General features: G+C 62.0%; 14 protein-coding genes. 4 read left to right on the top strand and 10 right to left on the bottom strand.

The features are described 5' to 3' along the window. Positions 1-26 precede the first annotated feature (26 nt). The gene (locus tag AAEQ75_RS18805; RefSeq protein WP_343350080.1) at positions 27-2,744 is read left to right on the top strand and encodes a molybdopterin-dependent oxidoreductase; all 2,718 of its coding nucleotides are present in this window, start codon (positions 27-29) and stop codon (positions 2,742-2,744) included. A gap of 81 nt (positions 2,745-2,825) precedes the next feature. After that, positions 2,826-3,569, top strand: coding sequence for a uroporphyrinogen-III C-methyltransferase (gene cobA, locus AAEQ75_RS18800; protein WP_343350078.1), 744 nt, complete (start codon positions 2,826-2,828; stop codon positions 3,567-3,569). A gap of 114 nt (positions 3,570-3,683) precedes the next feature. Here cobA and AAEQ75_RS18795 read toward each other — a convergent pair whose 3' ends face one another. The 8 genes from AAEQ75_RS18795 to ppsA form a co-directional block, all read right to left on the bottom strand. Next, positions 3,684-4,664: an OmpA family protein gene (locus AAEQ75_RS18795; protein WP_099524260.1), complete on the bottom strand. Its 981-nt coding sequence runs from the start codon at positions 4,662-4,664 to the stop codon at positions 3,684-3,686. Between the two features lie 108 nt (positions 4,665-4,772). Beyond that, a complete protein-coding gene (gene sigX, locus AAEQ75_RS18790; RefSeq protein ID WP_013715733.1) occupies positions 4,773-5,363 on the bottom strand; it encodes an RNA polymerase sigma factor SigX in 591 nt (196 codons plus the stop codon). 82 nt (positions 5,364-5,445) lie between these two features. After that, a complete protein-coding gene (locus AAEQ75_RS18785) occupies positions 5,446-6,270 on the bottom strand; it encodes a mechanosensitive ion channel family protein (protein ID WP_024308380.1) in 825 nt (274 codons plus the stop codon). Between the two features lies 1 nt (position 6,271). Next, complete coding sequence (locus AAEQ75_RS18780) at positions 6,272-6,523, bottom strand: CrfX protein (protein WP_172825358.1); 252 nt, start codon at positions 6,521-6,523, stop codon at positions 6,272-6,274. A gap of 49 nt (positions 6,524-6,572) precedes the next feature. Next, positions 6,573-7,559 (bottom strand): zinc transporter ZntB, encoded by a 987-nt coding sequence (locus AAEQ75_RS18775; RefSeq protein WP_343350076.1) that lies wholly within the window; start codon positions 7,557-7,559, stop codon positions 6,573-6,575. Positions 7,560-7,563: 4 nt separating this feature from the next. Further along, a complete protein-coding gene (rraA, locus tag AAEQ75_RS18770; protein WP_343350075.1) occupies positions 7,564-8,052 on the bottom strand; it encodes a ribonuclease E activity regulator RraA in 489 nt (162 codons plus the stop codon). Between the two features lie 121 nt (positions 8,053-8,173). Next, the gene (locus AAEQ75_RS18765; protein WP_343350074.1) at positions 8,174-9,163 is read right to left on the bottom strand and encodes an alpha/beta fold hydrolase; all 990 of its coding nucleotides are present in this window, start codon (positions 9,161-9,163) and stop codon (positions 8,174-8,176) included. Between the two features lie 153 nt (positions 9,164-9,316). Beyond that, complete coding sequence (gene ppsA, locus AAEQ75_RS18760) at positions 9,317-11,689, bottom strand: phosphoenolpyruvate synthase (RefSeq protein WP_343350072.1); 2,373 nt, start codon at positions 11,687-11,689, stop codon at positions 9,317-9,319. Between ppsA and AAEQ75_RS18755 the strand changes: the two genes are divergently transcribed. Then, positions 11,636-11,833 carry a hypothetical protein gene (locus AAEQ75_RS18755; protein ID WP_143507629.1) on the top strand — a complete coding sequence of 66 codons (198 nt, stop codon included), beginning with the start codon at positions 11,636-11,638 and terminating at the stop codon, positions 11,831-11,833. The genes ppsA and AAEQ75_RS18755 overlap by 54 nt on opposite strands. A gap of 36 nt (positions 11,834-11,869) precedes the next feature. Next, positions 11,870-12,688, top strand: a complete 819-nt coding sequence (gene ppsR, locus AAEQ75_RS18750; protein WP_036999666.1) for a posphoenolpyruvate synthetase regulatory kinase/phosphorylase PpsR — start codon at positions 11,870-11,872, stop codon at positions 12,686-12,688. A gap of 66 nt (positions 12,689-12,754) precedes the next feature. On the opposite strand, the gene prpF is transcribed toward ppsR, so the two are convergent. Beyond that, positions 12,755-13,942, bottom strand: a complete 1,188-nt coding sequence (gene prpF, locus AAEQ75_RS18745) for a 2-methylaconitate cis-trans isomerase PrpF (RefSeq protein ID WP_343350070.1) — start codon at positions 13,940-13,942, stop codon at positions 12,755-12,757. Between the two features lie 177 nt (positions 13,943-14,119). Continuing rightward, positions 14,120-16,729 carry a Fe/S-dependent 2-methylisocitrate dehydratase AcnD gene (acnD, locus tag AAEQ75_RS18740; RefSeq protein ID WP_343352429.1) on the bottom strand — a complete coding sequence of 870 codons (2,610 nt, stop codon included), beginning with the start codon at positions 16,727-16,729 and terminating at the stop codon, positions 14,120-14,122. Positions 16,730-16,733: the final 4 nt, after the last annotated feature.

The raw sequence follows: 16,733 nt of genomic DNA, 5'->3' as shown, positions 1-16,733 counted from the left end.
CGTATTGCCCCCTAGGAGCTCCGAACATGGCCAGCCCCACTCAAGTCACCGCCTCCACCTGCTGCTACTGCGGCGTGGGCTGCGGCGTGCTGATCGAGCACGACGGCGAGCAGATCCTCGGCGTCGCCGGCGATCCCAGCCACCCGGCCAACTTCGGCAAACTGTGCAGCAAGGGTTCGACCCTGCACCTGACCGGCGACCTCGATGCCCGCGCCCTCCATCCCGAACTGCGTCTGGGCAAGGGCCTGGCCCGTACCCGCACGGACTGGAACAGCGCCCTGGACCATGCCGCGGCGGTGTTCGCCGAGACCATCCGCGAGCACGGCCCGGACAGCGTCGCCTTCTATATCTCCGGCCAGCTGCTGACCGAGGACTACTACGCCTTCAACAAGCTGGCCAGAGCATTGGTGGGAACCAACAATATCGACAGCAATTCGCGCCTGTGCATGAGCTCGGCGGTGGTCGGCTACAAGCGCAGCCTCGGCGCCGACGCCCCGCCCTGCAGCTATGAAGACATCGAGCAGAGCGACTGCCTGCTGATCGCCGGCTCCAACATGGCCTACGCCCACCCGGTGCTGTTCCGCCGTCTGGAAGAAGCCAAGGCGCGCCGCCCAGAGATGAAGGTGATCGTCATTGACCCGCGGCGCACCGACACTTGCGAGCTGGCCGACCTGCATCTGGCGATTCTGCCCGGCACCGATGTGGCGCTGTTTCACGGCATCCTGCATATCCTGCTGTGGGAGGGCTGGATCAACCGCGCCTATATCGACGCCCACACAGAAGGCTTCGAAGCACTGAAGAAGCTGGTGCGCGACTACAGCCCGGCAGTCACCGCCGACCTTTGCGGCATCAGTCTGGACGATCTGCAGCGCTGCGCCGAGCTGATCGGCCGAGCGCCCTCCTTCCTCTCGCTGTGGTGCATGGGGCTGAACCAGTCCAGCGCCGGCAGCGCCAAGAACAGCGCACTGATCAACCTGCACCTGGCCACCGGGCAGATCGGCAAGCCCGGCGCCGGCCCCTTCTCGCTGACCGGCCAGCCCAATGCCATGGGCGGCCGCGAGACCGGCAGCCTGAGCAACCTGCTGCCGGGCCACCGCGAGGCCGGCAACGCCGAACACCGTGCCGAAGTCGCCGCCTACTGGGGCGTCGATGCACTGCCGGAGACGCCCGGCCTGTCCGCCATCGAGTTGTTCGATGCGGTGCACGACGGCCGCATCAAGGCGCTGTGGATCGCCTGCACCAACCCGGCGCAGTCGCTGCCGAACCAGAGCAAAGTGCACGAGGCCCTGGCCGCCTGCCCCTTCGTCGTGGTGCAGGAAGCCTTCTTCACCACCGAGACCTGCCGCTACGCCGACCTGCTGCTGCCGGCCGCCAGCTGGGGCGAGAAGGAAGGCACGGTGACCAACTCCGAGCGCCGCGTCAGCCATGTGCGCCGCGCCGTGCCAGCGCCCGCAGAGGCGCGGCCCGATTGGTCGATCACCTGCGACTTTGCTCGTCGCCTGGAAATTTTGCTCCGCCCCAGCCTGCCAAGCCTGTTCGACTTCTCCAGCAGCGAGGCGCTGTTCGAGGAATACAAACACCTGACCGCCAAGCGCGACCTCGACCTCTCGGGGCTGAGCTACGCGCTGTTGGATGATCAAGGTCCTCAGCAGTGGCCGTTCCCGGTCGGCGCGTACCAGGGCACCCAACGCCTCTATTCCGACGGGAATTTTCCCACCGTCAGCGGGCGCGCTCAGTTCCATGCCGACCCGTACCGCGCGCCGAAGGAAAAGCGCGAGGCGCGCTATTCGCTCACCCTCAACACCGGCCGCCTGCGCGATCAGTGGCACGGTATGAGCCGTACCAGCACCGCCGCACGCCTGTTCGGCCATGTCGAATCTGCCGTGCTCGGCCTGCACCCGGATGAACTGCGGCGTCGGCGCCTGCAGGACGGCGACCTGATCCAACTGCGCAGCCGCCGTGGCAGCCTGATCCTGCCGGTGCAGGCCGACGAGTCGGTGCGTCCCGGTCAGGCCTGGCTGCCGATGCACTGGGGCGACCGCTTCCTCAAAGGCCTGGGCACCAATGTCTTGACCCAGCCGGCCTTCGATCCACTGTCCAAACAGCCGGAGCTCAAGCATGCCGGTGTCGAGGTGGACAAGGTGGAACTGCCCTGGCAGCTGTTCGCCCTGGTCGAGGGTGACGTACAGAGCCGCTTCGAGGCGCTGCGTCCGCTGTTCGAAGCGTTCGCCTACGCCAGCCTCACCCCCACCGGTCGCGAGCGCCCCGCTCTGCTGATCCGCGCCGCCAGCGCAGTGTCGCCGCCGCCCGAGCTGTTAGCGCAGATCGACCGGCTGCTGCGCCTGAATGAAGGACCGGTGCTGGCCTACGACGACCCGCGCCGTGCGGTAGGCAAACGTGTGCGTATCGAGGATGGCCGTATCGTCAGCATTCGTCTGGCCGGTGAAACCGCCGCCAGCGAATGGCTCAGAAGCCTGTGGCTGGAAGGTCAGGCCAATGCCGACCTGCGTCGCTGGCTGCTTGCGCCAGTCTCCGCGCCGCCAGGCAATTCCAGCACCACGCTGGGCGGCAAGATCCTGTGCAACTGCCTGAACGTCAGCGAAGGCACGGTGCGTGTCGGCATCGAACGCGGCCTGGACCTGGATGGGTTAAAGCAGACGCTCAAATGCGGCACCAGTTGTGGCTCCTGTGTACCCGAAATCAAACGCCTGCTGGCCCAGCAGTCAGTGGCGAGACACGCGTAGGGTGCGGTGCGCGCACCGCTGCAAAAAATTCGGTGCGCACGACCTAGGCGGCCCCGCGACACCCAACGAGAGGTGGTAAAGATGAATGCAAAAGTCTGGCTGGTAGGCGCTGGCCCTGGTGATCCCGAGTTGCTGACGCTCAAGGCGGTCAAGGCGCTGAAGCAGGCCGAGATCGTGATGATCGACGATCTGGTCAACCCGGCCGTGCTCGAACATTGCCCCAGCGCGCGTATCGTCTCGGTAGGCAAGCGCGGCGGCTGTCGCTCCACCCCGCAGGCCTTCATCCATCGTTTGATGCTGCGCTACGCACGCCAGGGCAAATGCGTGGTGCGCCTGAAAGGCGGCGATCCGTGCATCTTTGGTCGCGGCAGCGAGGAAGCCGACTGGCTCGGCGAACATGGAATCGACGTGGAAATGGTCAACGGCATTACCGCTGGGCTGGCTGGCGCCACCAACTGCGGTATTCCTTTAACCTTGCGCGGTGTGGCTCGCGGCGTCACCTTGGTCACTGCCCATACTCAGGATGACAGTTCATTGAACTGGACAGCCCTGGCCAAAAGCGGCACGACATTGGTGGTCTATATGGGCGTGGCCAAGTTGGCGGACATTCGTGACGGCCTGCTCGCTGGCGGCATGAGCAATGAGATGCCGGTAGCGATGATCGAGAACGCCTCGCTGCCCGAGCAACGCGAATGCCGCAGCCACCTCGCAACGATGCAGGACGACGCGATGGCCTTCGCTCTGAAAAGCCCGGCCATTCTGGTGATCGGCGAAGTCGCCCGCGCCAGCACCCAGTTCAGCATGCCCCTGCTCCTGCATGCGTGAATGCTTCACGCACCAGCGAGGCCGTTGTTTGCCCGTCGCCCCCTCGGCGGGCTTTTTATTCCAGAAAAGAAAAAACCCGGCCGAGGCCGGGTTTTTCTTAAAGCACCAGAAGCATTACTGCTTAACTTGGGCTTCTACTTCAGCTTCAACGCGACGGTTGATAGCGCGACCAGCGTCGGTGGCGTTGTCAGCAACCGGACGGGTTTCACCATAACCGGCAGTGCTCACGCGGCTACCGTCAACACCGTACTGGTTAACCAGTACTTCACGAACGGCGTTTGCACGACGCTCGGACAGTTTCTGGTTGTAAGCGTCGCTACCAACGGAGTCGGTGTGACCTTCAACAGTGGTGGTGGTCTGCGGGTACTGGTTCATGAAGTCAGCCAGGTTCTTGATGTCGCCATAGCTTTCTTCTTTGACGCGGTCTTTGTCGAAGTCGAACTTGACGTCCAGCTCAACGCGAACAGCTTCCATTACCGGCTCAGGAGCAGGCTCTGGCATCGGCTCAGGTGCAGCAGCTACGACCGGAGCCGGAGCAGGCTTGCTGCCACCACCGAAGTTCAGACCAACACCCACGCCAGCTTGCCACTCGGTGTCGCCCTGGTCGATGTTGTACAGAGCGTCAACGCCAGCACGGGCGTAGAACATTTCGGTGAAGTAGTACTTGGCACCAGCGCCAGCGATAGCCAGGGTGGAGTGGTTGCGACCACCGCTGTTGGCATCACCGATGCTCTGATGGCCGAAACCGGCAGAGACGTACGGACGCAGACCAACACCCGGCTGACCGAAGTGGTAGATAGCCTTCAGGTCGGTCAGGTTGCCCTTGATGTTTTTGCTGCCTTGCGAACCTTCGCCACGCAGGTCGTGGTATTCGCCGTAGGACAGCGCCAGTTCGACGTCGTCAGTCAGGTAGTAGCCGATGCTGCCACCGAACAGGTTGCCTTCGTTGTGCGCGTAATCACGCTGAACGTCGGTGAAGTAGCGATTGACGAAGCCCTCCACCTCGACGGCGCCTTGGCCTTGCGCCAGCGCGCCGAAGGAGGTTGCGGCAACGAGAGAGCCAATGACTACGCCCAAGGTGTTTTTTACTTTCATCCGTTAAATCCCCATCTTGGTGGTTAATAAGTCACCGTTAATTTCAGTCGGCAACTTGGCGGCGATTTTATCAGGTTTCGCCACTCCCTTAGTGGTCGGGAAGCTGAACTAAGTTTCGGAAGTTTCCGAAAATTTATCCCGCAACCGATCCAATGCGCGCTTGTAACGCATCTTCGTTGCGCTCAAGCCCATGTGCATGATGTCGGCAATCTCTTGAAACTCGAGCTCTGCGACAAAACGTAGCACCAGAATTTCGCGGTCGATCGGGTTGACGTGAACCAACCAGCGATCAAGACCGCCTCGCTCCTCGACTTTAGGTGTCTTCTCGTCGGAAGCTTCTTCGAGCGGATCCAAACTCAAGGCGTCAATCAATCGACGCTTGCGCCGCTCTTTTCGATACTGAGTAATGCATTCGTTGTAGGTGATGCTATAGAGCCAGGTCTTGAACTTGGACTTACCCTCAAAGTTCTTGAGGCCATAAAGAACCTTGAGCATCACCTCCTGACAGACATCGTCAGCATCCCTTTCGTTCCCCAGATAACGCGCACAAACGTTAAATAATGTTCGCTGGTAGCGTCTCATCAACTCTTCATAAGCACGAGTGATGTGAAACAGCTCGTCGTGGGCGCGCGCCACCAGCTCTTCATCGGTGAGCTCGCGGGGGTCGTAGCGCGTGGGCAGGGCTTGAGCTTTGTTCAAAACGAGTCGGGCCGACGGTCAGGACGAAAAGTGCCCGGCAGGTCACGCCTGTCGGGCAGCTGCATAAAATAACAGATTGGCGTCAGCGACTGTTCACGCGTTGCTCGAGCATCACTCGATTGGCTACCGATACCAGCTCGCCGGCATCGGTCAACAGGGTGGTTTTCACTGTACCGATCTCTTCGATCTGGCCTTCGACCTCACCAACCTGCACTTGTTGCCCGACCTGGTACAACTCGCGCACATAGATGCCTGCCAGGATCTGGCTGGCGATATCGCGGCTGCCCAGCCCCAGGGCCAGGGCGACCGCCAGACCGACGGAGATCAGCACGATGGCGATGACGTTGTTGAGCAGGTCGGTTTTGACCTCCAGTTGGCCGATGGCAACCGAGATGCTGATGATGATCACCAGCCCCTGCGCCACGCGCCCCAGACCGTTGGCGTATTCGAGCCCCACACCTTCAGCGGCGCCGCGTACCAGGCTGCTGACCAGTTGCGCGAGCAGCACGCCAGCCAGCAGCACCAGCGCTGCGCCGAAGACCTTGGGCAGATACAGCGCCAGCACGTCGAGGGTTGCAGACACGCGCTGCAGGCCGAGCGATTCAGCGGCCGAGACCAGGAAGATCAGCAGAACGAACCAGTAGACGATCTTGCCGATCAGCGTCGAAACCGACGCGTGAATACCCACGCGAGCCAGCAGCTTGGTCAGCCCGGTGCCCATCATCAGGCGGTCCAGGCCAACCTTGCCGAGCAGCTTGGACAGCAGCGTGTCGAGCAACTTGGCGACGACGAAGCCGAGCAGCACCAGCACCAGCGCGACGAACAGGTTGGGAATGAATCCGGCAACCTTGGTCCACAGTGCGGTCATCGCGGAGATCAGGCTTTGGGTCCAGGGATCGAGTTCCATTTCAGTCGGCCTTATCAGCAGAAGCAGAGGATTGGGTACGGCGCGATACCGGCGCGACATGCGCCGAACCGTTGTTCAGGGCGATCATCAGGGCCTGCGCCCAGTGGCCCATCAGGCTGAACAGATCACCAGCACCGACCTGGCGGTTGGCGGTCTTGAGAACCCGGTGCAGGCAAGCATCGTCGTCATGACTGGACGGCGAGGACTTGAGCAAATCGCGTAGAGACTCTTCGAATGGATCGTGCATGCGCACCTCACGGGATGTCACGGCTAGACGCAGTAGCCAGCGGATGAGTCACACATCACAACCAACGCCAACGGCGAAAAAGCAGCAGTTGCACCAGCGCCAGAAGCCCCATGAGGCCGCAGGCGATGAAGAAGCCAATGGGGTTTTCGGCGCCCGGAATTCCGCCAACGTTGATGCCCAGCAGGCCGGTGAGGAAGGTCAACGGCAGGAACATGCCGGTGATCACCGTGAAGCGATACATGATGCGATTCATCCGTTCGCCAAGACGACGCCCCTCGGCTTCAAGCACCAGGCCGACACGCTCGCGGATCAGCTCGAGCTCCTCCAGATAGCGCGTCAGGCGGTTGTTCAGCTCGTTCCAGTAGTCATCGTCATCATCGACGAACCAGGGCTCTCGGTTGCGCGCCAGCTGGGCATAAAGGTCGCGCTGCGGCGCAAGAAAGCGCCGCAGGCCGGCCGCGCGCCGACGAACCTGCAGCATCAGGCTGTGATTGGGCAGATAGCGCTCGTTGTCATCGAGGCGATCTTCCTCTTCGTCGAGCTGCTCACTCAGCTCCAGGATCAGGTCATCGACGCGACTGGTCAGGTGCCGAGCCAACTCCAGAAGCAGTTCGGAGGAGGTTTTCGGGCCCTTGCCGGCCAGCAGATCGGCGATCAGTGCGTCGGTCGCGAGCAGCGGTCGCAGACGCAGGGAAATCACCCGCCGGGCATCGGCGAAAATGCGCACCGAGACCATGTCCTCCGGCTCGGCGCCGGGATTGCGATTGACCCCACGCAGGAAGATCAGCAGCTCGTTGTTTGGCAAAGGCAACAGACGCGGCCGAGTGTTTTCTTCCAGCAGCAGGCCGCAGGCAAACTCATCCAGCCCACTGCTTTCGAATAGCCAGCGTCGTGCCTGCTCCTGGCTGCGATCCCAGTGCAGCCAAAGGCTTTCATGCTCGCCCAGCTGCAAGCTGTCCAGCTGATCGCGGCTGATGCTACGCGCACCGCCGCGACCATCGAGGACGAAGGCATGCAACAGCGCCGATTCCTGATCCTGCATCAGCTTATTCCGGCATTTTCAGAGCTTGCGGGGAGACGATGACACCGTTGTTGTCGGCATACAGGTACTCGCCCGGCTTGAAAGTGACGCCGCCAAAGGTGACCGGCACATTCAGATCACCGATGCCACGCTTGTCGGTCTTCATCGGATGGCTGGCCAGCGCCTGGACACCCAGATCGGTCTGCGCGATCACGTCGACGTCACGGATGCAGCCGTATACGACGATGCCTTCCCAGCCATTTTTGGCGGCCTTTTCGGCCAGCATGTCGCCCAGCAGTGCACGACGCAGGGAGCCACCACCATCGACCACCAGCACCTTGCCCTGACCGGGCAGATCGACCTGCTCCTTCACCAGCGAGTTGTCCTCATGGCACTTGATGGTGACGATCTGCCCTCCGAAGGAGTCGCGACCGCCGTAGTTGGCGAATATCGGCTCGACGACCTGAACCAGATCAGGGTAGGCATCGCACAGATCAGGGGTGATGTAATGCATGACGGAACTCCTTTCGACAAATGGATGAACGGCAAGCAAGCGACAGCCCCGGAAATGACCATCGACGCACGAGGCGTCACATATTACCGGTAAGCACCCGCCGAAGAAACGTTACGACAGCTCAGACACCTGCGACAAAGACCTGCTCGGCAGATTCCCCTGGCAGTTGCAGATGCTGCAGCCACTGCTCGACCAGCGGCCAGACTTCGCGCTGCGCCTCCTTGCTCACCAGCATCTCGATATGCCCGAAGTCGCTGCTGAAGCCTTTGTCCTTGCCCAGCAGCAGAAATTGCCTCGGCGCAGCGCTGCATTGTTCCACCAGCTTGTGACAGGCCCAGGCAGGGTCCTGAGGATCGGCTACAGCCGCCACGCCCAGAAGCGGTACGCGCATCCGCGCGAGACCTGCCCACCAGTCCTGCTCGCCGTCGCCGAAACGCCCGAACAGCTTGAGCCAGCTCAGGGTTTCCAGCGCCAGACCGATCGGCTCGTCTTCTGGCCCGCGCTTCAGGCGGCGCCCTGAAAGATAGGGTAAGGCCAGCAGCAGTAAACGAGCGCCCCACTCCACTGGCGGAATCTTCAAGGGCCAGTAGGTGCGGCTGATCTGACTGCCGAACAGCGCGGCCGAACGAGCACGCGACTGCTCGAGATAACCGCCCCCCAGGGCAGCTGCCAGAATTACCCCACCCAGGGAGTGACCGACCCAGTGCGCAGCCTGCCCTGTCTGCTCGAAGATGAAATCCGCGATGGCTGGCAGGTCGTAGCGCACGTACTGCGCGACATTGTTGTCGCGATAGCCTTGGTTGCGCGGCGACAGACCATGGCCACGCATCTCCGCTATCCAGATATCGAAGCCGGCGCGCGCCAGGTAGGCGCCCAGGCCGATACCCTTGGGCGAATACCAGAACCTTCGGTTGGAAAAACTGCCATGCAGCAACACCACAGGCACACCGCGCGCATCTTCGGCACCGGCCAGACCCAATCGAGTCAAGGCCAGTTCGACGCTGGAGTCCGGACTGTTGTTGGGTTTGAGAAGATAGACGTCTTCGCTGAGATCACCGCGCAGTTCGGCACTGATCAGGGCAACGGGGAAAAGCTCACTACTGCTTTGCATGAATCGGACAACCGCAATGGCGCTGCGCCATAAAGACGAACGAAACCCATAAAAAACCGCCGGAGCGACGTGCGAATCGCTGGCGACGGCTAGGGGGACTGATCAGCAAAAAGGGCGGGTTCGACCCGCCCTTTTCCGGTTCAGCGACGGGTATCAGGCGGGCTGCGCTTCGGCCAGGAAGAACCAGGTATCGAGCACCGAATCCGGGTTCAGCGACACGCTCTCGATGCCCTGCTCCATCAGCCACTTGGCCAGATCCGGGTGGTCCGACGGGCCCTGGCCGCAGATGCCGATGTATTTGCCGGCCTTGTTGCAGGCGGCGATGGCATTGGCGAGCAGCTTCTTCACGGCCGGGTTACGCTCATCGAACAGATGGGCGACGATGCCGGAGTCACGATCCAGGCCCAGGGTCAGCTGGGTCAGGTCGTTGGAACCGATGGAGAAGCCGTCGAAGAACTCCAGGAACTCCTCGGCCAGCAGCGCGTTGGACGGCAGCTCGCACATCATGATGACCTTCAGGCCATCCTGACCGCGCGCCAGGCCATTGCTGGCCAGCAGCTCGACCACTTGCGACGCCTCGCCCAGGGTACGCACGAAGGGCACCATGATCTCGACGTTGGTCAGGCCCATCTCGCCCCGCACCTTCTTCAGCGCACGGCATTCCAGCTCGAAGCAGTCGCGGAAGGATTCGCTGATGTAGCGCGAAGCACCGCGGAAACCCAGCATCGGGTTTTCTTCTTCCGGCTCGTACAGCTTGCCGCCGATCAGGTTGGCGTATTCGTTGGACTTGAAGTCCGACAGGCGCACAATGACTTTCTTCGGCCAGAAGGCAGCGGCCAGGGTGCTGATGCCCTCGACCAGCTTCTCGACGTAGAAGTCGACCGGGTCGCCATAGCCGGCGATGCGTTTCTCGACGCTGTCCTTGATTTCCGGCGGCAGGCTGGCGAAGTTCAGCAGTGCCTTGGGGTGCACGCCGATCATGCGGTTGATGATGAATTCCAGACGGGCCAGGCCCACACCTTCGTTCGGCAGCTGGGCGAAGTCGAAGGCGCGATCCGGGTTACCGACGTTCATCATGATCTTGAACGGCAGATCCGGCATGGCATCGACCGAGTTCTTGCGGATGTCGAAGCCCAGCTCACCCTCGAAGATGAAGCCGGTATCGCCCTCGGCGCAGGAGACGGTGACACCCTGGCCATCCTTCAGCACGCTGGTAGCATTGCCGCAACCAACCACTGCCGGAATACCCAGCTCACGGGCGATGATCGCCGCGTGGCAGGTACGGCCGCCACGGTTGGTGACGATAGCGCTGGCACGCTTCATCACCGGTTCCCAATCCGGGTCGGTCATGTCGGAGACCAGCACGTCGCCCGGCTGCACCTTGTCCATTTCGGACACATCGTGGATCACCCGCACCTTGCCGGCGCCGATGCGCTGACCGATGGCGCGACCTTCCACCAGAACGGTGCCCTTCTCTTTCAGCAGGTAGCGCTCCATCACGGTAGCGCTGGAGCGGCTCTTCACGGTTTCCGGGCGGGCCTGCACGATGTACAGCTTGCCGTCGTCACCATCCTTCGCCCACTCAATGTCCATCGGGCGGCCGTAGTGTTTCTCGATGATCAGCGCCTGCTTGGCCAGCTCGCTGACCTCGGCATCGGTGATGCAGAAACGCGCGCGATCGGCACGGTCGACCTCGACTGTCTTGACCGAACGACCGGCCTTGGCTTCGTCGCCGTAGACCATCTTGATCGCCTTGCTGCCCAGATTGCGACGCAGGATTGCCGGACGGCCAGCCTCCAGGGTCGGCTTGTGCACGTAGAACTCGTCGGGGTTCACCGCGCCCTGCACCACGGTCTCGCCGAGACCATAGGCGCCGGTGATGAACACCACATCACGGAAGCCGGACTCGGTGTCCAGGGTGAACATCACACCGGCGGTGCCGGTTTCCGAACGCACCATGCGCTGCACACCAGCGGACAGGGCGACCAGCTTGTGGTCGAAGCCCTGGTGCACGCGATAGGCGATGGCGCGGTCATTGAACAGCGAGGCGAAGACTTCCTTGGTAGCGCGGATCACGTTGTCCACGCCGCGGATGTTGAGGAAGGTTTCCTGCTGGCCGGCGAAAGAGGCATCCGGCAGGTCTTCGGCGGTAGCGGAGGAGCGCACGGCCACAGCCATGTTGTCGTTACCTGCGCTCATGGTGGCGAAGGCTTCGCGAATCTGCTTGTCCAGCTCAGCCGGGAACTCGGCGTCCATCACCCATTGGCGAATCTGCGCACCGGTCTTGGCCAGGGCGTTGACGTCATCGACATCGAGTGCGTCGAGCGCTGCGTGGATCTGCGCATTCAGGCCGCTTTGCTCGAGAAAGTCGCGATAAGCCTGAGCCGTAGTGGCGAAACCGCCGGGAACCGAGACACCGGCGCCGGCCAGGTTACTGATCATCTCGCCGAGGGATGCGTTCTTGCCCCCCACATGCTCAACATCGTGATTGCCGAGCTTATCGAGGGAAACTACGTACTCTACCAAGGTGATCTCTCCACTAACTGTATTGGAAAAGCTCATTGGGCTGCGCAATGTCGAACGACCGAAGTCGCGCGATTGTGGCCTTGCCCTTGTATAAGTAACAATGCCGAACCCGGTGGGCCCGGCGTAAAATGCGGCCTATCATAGCCAAGAATCGAACTCAGCTTAAGGCCTTTGGCGCAAATGAAACGTACCGCTTTCTTCATCTCCGACGGCACCGGCATCACCGCCGAAACCTTGGGCCAGAGCCTGCTCGCGCAGTTCGAGAACATTCAGTTCACCAAACTGACCCGCCCCTACATCGACAGCGTCGATAAAGCGCGCGCCATGGTACAACAAATCGATGCCGCCGCCGAAAGGGACGGCGCCCGTCCGATCATCTTCGACACCATCGTCAACCGCGATATTCGTGCGATTCTCGATACCGCCAATGGTTTCATGATCGACATTTTCTCGACCTTCCTCTCGCCACTGGAGCAGGAGCTGAGCTCGCACTCCTCCTACTCCGTCGGCAAGTCGCACTCCATCGGCCAGCACTCCAACTACATGGAGCGCATCGAGGCGGTCAACTTCGCCCTCGACAACGACGATGGTGCGCGCACCCATTACTACGACAAAGCCGACCTGATCCTGGTCGGCGTGTCACGCTGCGGCAAGACGCCAACCTGCCTGTACATGGCCATGCAATACGGTATCCGCGCCGCCAACTACCCGCTGACCGAAGACGACATGGAGCGCCTGCAGCTCCCAGAGTCGTTGAAGAAGTACCGCGACAAGCTGTTCGGCCTGACCATCGACCCGGATCGCCTCACCGCCATCCGCCACGAGCGCAAGCCCAACAGCCGTTACGCCAGCTTCGCCCAGTGCGAGTTCGAAGTGCGTGAGGTGGAAGGTCTGTTCCGCCGTGAAAACATCGCTTTCATCAACTCCACGCATTTCTCGGTCGAGGAGATTTCGGCCAAGATCCTGGTGGAAAAAGGTGTTGAGCGACGCCTTAAATAACCAACATAAGCTCATGTTTCAAAAGAGAAAAGGCTCGATACTTCGAGCCTTTTCTAGTTTAAGCCGTTAGAAGCTGCCACCCGGCACACGCACCCAGCCTTCCATGAGGATGCGCGCACTGCGGCTCATCACTGCCTTGGTCACTGTCCACTGACCATCGACCAGACGGGCCTGTGCACCAACCCGCAAGGTGCCGGACGGATGGCCAAAACGCACCGCCTCACGCTCGCCACCGCCAGCGGCGATGTTGACCAGCGTTCCCGGAATCGCCGCCGCCGTGCCGATGGCCACCGCGCAGGTGCCCATCATGGCGTGGTGCAGCTTGCCCATCGACAGTGCGCGCACCAGCAGATCGACATCGCCAGCTTTTACATCCTTGCCGCTGGAAGTGCGGTAATCCTTGGGCGGACTGACGAAGGCGATCTTCGGCGTGTGCTGACGTGTCGCAGCCTCCTCGGTCGTTTTGATCAGCCCCATGCGCAGCGCACCGGCAATACGGATCTGCTCGAAACGCGCCAGCTGCGCGGGGTCGCCATTGATGGCCTCACGCAGCTCGGTGCCCTGGTAGCCGATGTCTTCGGCATTGACGAAGATGGTCGGGATGCCGGCGGTGATCATGGTCGCCTTGAAGGTACCGATGCCAGGCACGTCGAGGTCATCGACCAGGTTGCCGGTGGGAAACATCGAGCCGCCCTCTTCGCCATCGTCCGACGGCTCGAGAAACTCCAGCACGATCTCCGCTGCCGGGAAGGTCACGCCGTCCAGCTCGAAATCGCCGGTTTCCTGCACCTGGCCGTTACTGATCGGCACGTGGGCGATGATGGTCTTGTGGATATTAGCCTGCCAGATACGCACCACGCAGGTGCCGTTCTCGGGAATCCGCGCAGGGTCGATCAGGCCGGCATGAATAGCGAAGGCGCCAGCTGCCGTGGACAGGTTGCCGCAGTTGCCGCTCCAGTCGACGAAGGCCTTGTCGATGGAGACTTGGCCGTAGAGGTAATCGACGTCATGCCCGGGCTGAGTGCTTTTCGACAGGATCACGCACTTGGAGGTACTCGAGGTGGCACCGCCCATGCCGTCGATCTGCGCGACATACGGATCGGGACTGCCGATCACACGCATGAACAGCTTGTCGCGCGCCTCGCCAGGTACCTGGCAACGCTCGGGCAGATCCTGCAGGCGGAAGAATACGCCCTTGCTGGTGCCACCACGCATGTAGGTGGCGGGGATTTTCACTTGCGGCAGATGAGCCATGAGTGCAGTCCTGAAAGAATGATGATGCAGGTTTTCCCGGATCACATCCGGGCGAGCGCTACCGTTTCTTGTAGGAGCGAGCTCTGCTCGCGAATAGCCTCGTAGAGAAGCTTCGTTCGCGAGCAGAGCTCGCTCCTACAGAAGGTGTACCGGCCCGCTTAGGGGCCGGTCGTTACATCAAGCCACCGCGCCTTCGAGGAAGTCCTTGGCGAAGCGCTGCAGCACGCCGCCGGCCTTGTACACGCTGACATCCGCTGCGGTATCCAGGCGGCAGGTCACCGGTACGCGCAGTAGCTCTCCGTTGCGGCGATTGACCACCAGGGTCAGGTCGCAGCGCGGCGAGATATCGCCCTCGATGTCATAGGTTTCAGTGCCATCCAGCCCCAGGGTCAGTCGCGTGGTGCCCGGTTTGAATTCCACCGGCAGCACGCCCATGCCCACCAGGTTGGTACGGTGAATGCGTTCAAAGCCTTCAGCGACGATCACTTCCACACCCGCCAAACGCACACCCTTGGCCGCCCAGTCGCGGGACGATCCCTGGCCGTAGTCGGCACCGGCGACGATGATCAGGTTCTGCTTGCGGTTCAGATAGGTCTCGATGGCCTCCCACATGCGCATTACCTGGCCTTCTGGCTCGACACGGGCCAGCGAACCCTTCTTCACCTGCCCGTTGACCACGGCCATCTCGTTGATCAGTTGCGGGTTGGCGAAGGTGGCGCGCTGCGCGGTCAGGTGGTCGCCGCGGTGGGTGGCGTAGGAGTTGAAGTCCTCTTCCGGCAGGCCCATTTTCGCCAGGTACTCGCCGGCGGCCGAGTCGGCCAGGATGGCGTTGGACGGCGACAGGTGATCGGTGGTGATGTTGTCCGGCAGGATCGCCAGCGGACGCATGCCCTTGAGCGTGCGCTCGCCGGCCAGCGCGCCTTCCCAGTAAGGCGGACGGCGGATATAGGTGCTCGTCGGGCGCCAGTCGTACAGCGGGCTCTCGGCCTCCTGCACGCTGCCCAGGTCGAACATCGGGATATAGATCTGCTTGAACTGCTCTGGCTTCACCGAGGCGGCGACGATGGCGTCGATCTCCTCGTCGCTCGGCCACAAATCCTTCAGCGTGATCGGATTGCCCTGAGCATCGCTGCCCAGCGCATCCTGTTCGATATCGAAACGCACAGTGCCGGCGATGGCATAGGCGACCACCAGCGGCGGCGAGGCGAGGAAGGCCTGTTTGGCGTAGGGATGGATGCGCCCGTCGAAGTTGCGGTTGCCACTAAGCACTGCGGTGGCATACAGGTCGCGGTCGATGATTTCCTTCTGGATTACCGGATCGAGCGCGCCTGACATGCCATTACAGGTGGTGCAGGCGTAGGCGACGATGCCGAAGCCGAGCTTCTCCAGCTCAGGCAACAAACCGGCCTCTTCCAGGTACAGCTTGGCGACCTTGGAACCCGGTGCGAACGAGGTCTTCACCCAGGGTTTGCGCACCAGGCCCAGCGCGTTGGCCTTCTTCGCAACCAGGCCGGCGGCGATGACGTTGCGCGGGTTGGAGGTGTTGGTGCAACTGGTGATGGCGGCGATGATCACAGCGCCATCCGGCATCAGGCCTTCGGCCTCTTCGACTTTGCCGCTCTGCAGCTTGGCCTCGTCAGCAATGCCGCGCTCGGCCAGTGCCGAGGTCGGCAAGCGGCGATGCGGGTTGCTCGGGCCTGCCATGTTGCGCACCACGCTGCCCAGGTCGAAGCGCAGCACGCGCTCGTACTCGGCGGTTTTCAGCGCGTCGTTCCAAAGGCCGAGGGTCTTGGCGTAGGTTTCCACCAGCGCCACCTGCTCCGGCTCGCGACCAGTGAGCTTGAGGTAGTCGATGGTCTGGCCGTCGATATAGAACATCGAGGCCGTGGCGCCATACTCCGGGCACATATTGGAGATGGTCGCGCGGTCGCCGATGGACAGACTGTCCGCCCCCTCGCCGAAGAACTCGACCCAGGCACCGACCACTCGTTCCTTGCGCAGAAACTCGGTGATTGCCAGAACGATATCGGTGGCGGTGATGCCAGGTTGACGCTTGCCGGTGAGCTCGACGCCGACGATATCCGGCAGGCGCATCATCGAGGCATGACCAAGCATAACCGTCTCGGCTTCCAGGCCGCCGACTCCAATGGCGATCACGCCCAGGGCATCGACGTGCGGGGTGTGCGAGTCGGTACCGACGCAGGTGTCGGGGAAGGCAATGCCACCACGCGCCTGGATCACCGGGCTCATTTTCTCCAGGTTGATCTGGTGCATGATGCCGTTGCCCGCAGGGATCACGTCGACGTTCTTGAACGCGGTTTTCGTCCAGTCGATGAAGTGGAAGCGATCCTCGTTGCGGCGGTCCTCGATGGCGCGGTTCTTCTCGAAGGCGTCCGGATCAAAACCCGGCGCTTCCACGGCCAGCGAGTGGTCGACGATCAGCTGGGTCGGTACTACCGGGTTGACCTTGGACGGATCACCACCCTGCTCGGCGATGGCGTCACGCAGGCCGGCCAGGTCGACCAGCGCGGTCTGGCCAAGAATGTCGTGGCAGACAACGCGCGCCGGATACCAGGGAAAGTCCAGGTCGCGCTTGCGGTAGACCAGCTGTTCCAGCGACGCGGTTAGATCCTGCGGCTCGCAGCGGCGCACCAGTTGCTCGGCGAGTACGCGCGAGGTGTAGGGCAGCTTGTCCCAGGCACCGGCCTGGATCGCCTCGACCGCCTCACGTGCGTCGAAGTAATCCAGTGCAGTGCCGGGCAGGCGCTTGCGGTATTGGCTATTCACGGTG

This window comes from Pseudomonas sediminis (assembly GCF_039555755.1).
Taxonomy (GTDB): Bacteria; Pseudomonadota; Gammaproteobacteria; order Pseudomonadales; family Pseudomonadaceae; genus Aquipseudomonas; species Aquipseudomonas mendocina_D.
The sequence above is the reverse complement of the archived record's forward strand: the minus strand, read 5'-3'. Positions and strand labels throughout refer to the sequence as shown.

Coding starts and splice junctions, on each gene's coding strand:
- AAEQ75_RS18805 (WP_343350080.1), top strand. CDS start 27: ATGGCCAGCCCCACTCAAGTCACCGCCTCCACCTGCTGCTACTGCGGC.
- cobA (WP_343350078.1), top strand. CDS start 2,826: ATGAATGCAAAAGTCTGGCTGGTAGGCGCTGGCCCTGGTGATCCCGAG.
- AAEQ75_RS18795 (WP_099524260.1), bottom strand. CDS start 4,664: ATGAAAGTAAAAAACACCTTGGGCGTAGTCATTGGCTCTCTCGTTGCC.
- AAEQ75_RS18785 (WP_024308380.1), bottom strand. CDS start 6,270: ATGGAACTCGATCCCTGGACCCAAAGCCTGATCTCCGCGATGACCGCA.
- AAEQ75_RS18775 (WP_343350076.1), bottom strand. CDS start 7,559: ATGCAGGATCAGGAATCGGCGCTGTTGCATGCCTTCGTCCTCGATGGT.
- rraA (WP_343350075.1), bottom strand. CDS start 8,052: ATGCATTACATCACCCCTGATCTGTGCGATGCCTACCCTGATCTGGTT.
- AAEQ75_RS18765 (WP_343350074.1), bottom strand. CDS start 9,163: ATGCAAAGCAGTAGTGAGCTTTTCCCCGTTGCCCTGATCAGTGCCGAA.
- AAEQ75_RS18755 (WP_143507629.1), top strand. CDS start 11,636: ATGCTCAACATCGTGATTGCCGAGCTTATCGAGGGAAACTACGTACTC.
- ppsR (WP_036999666.1), top strand. CDS start 11,870: ATGAAACGTACCGCTTTCTTCATCTCCGACGGCACCGGCATCACCGCC.
- prpF (WP_343350070.1), bottom strand. CDS start 13,942: ATGGCTCATCTGCCGCAAGTGAAAATCCCCGCCACCTACATGCGTGGT.